This window comes from Vibrio sp. D173a (assembly GCF_030248475.1).
In genome coordinates this window covers 1-978 of record NZ_JAHGAH010001332.1, presented here as the reverse complement: position 1 = coordinate 978, position 978 = coordinate 1, and the positions used below count along the sequence as shown (strand labels likewise).

The 978-nt window shown below is 47.5% G+C and carries 1 protein-coding gene; it reads right to left on the bottom strand.

The features are described from left to right. The coding region (locus KIV40_RS33175) for an SLC13 family permease (RefSeq protein WP_285353642.1) at positions 1-978 on the bottom strand (978 nt) is incomplete at both ends.

Here is a 978-nt window from a genome sequence, read left to right as displayed (position 1 = left end):
CCCAGTAATACCCAAGCCGATTTGTCTGAGTCAAGTTTGGCACTGGAATCCAGATCATTCATCAACACAAATTTTTTGCTGTGCTGTTGGCGTTGCTCTTCAAAGCGTTTCCCCGGCACCAATACCAATGTGTCGCCCGCAGTAAGCGTGATATTACCTAACCCGCCCTCAAGGCGTTCATGGCCACGGCGAATCGCTACTACTACCGCGTCAAAACGGTCTCTAAACTGGCTGGTTTTCAATGTCTTATTGCACACACTCGCCGATGAACTTACCACTACTTCAACAAAGTTCTGACCATTAAGGTGATGTTGTCCAAACAGTGTTAGTCCTTGGATCTCTTGCAGAGTTGCAACACTCTCGACATCGCCACAAAACAAAAGGCGATCGCGTGCTTGTAGCACGAAGTCTGGGTCAATTGAAGCCGTTGTCTTACCATCACGAATCACTTCCGCAAGAAACAGCTTACGCAGTGCTCTAAGGTTATTTTCACTTACGCTACGTCCCACCAGCGGTGAACCGGGTTCAACGCGAGCCTCCAAGAAATAAGGCAATTCATCTTGTGAACCATCATCGTAACTAGGCAGGAAGTAACTCAGTGGGATCAAGATCAACACACCACCGACCAATACCGCCAAACCGATCAACGTCGGTGTAAAGAAGTTCAAACTCGGTAAGCCTGCATCTTCAACAAAGCTGTTGATGATCAAGTTGGTTGAGGTGCCGATCAATGTCAGGGTTCCACCCAAAATCGCAGCGTACGAAAGTGGGATAAGTAGCTTAGAGGGTGCATGTTGCTGATTGCGTTTGATCGCACCGATCAATGACACGACAACAGCAGTATTATTAGTAAAGGAAGAAAGTAACGCTGTGGAAACACCCAACTTTGCCACCACTGTACCAAGCCGACCTTCTGAAATGTTTCGGCTTACCCAGCTGATTAAGCGAGTTTTCTCCAACGCACATGAAGCGAGAATG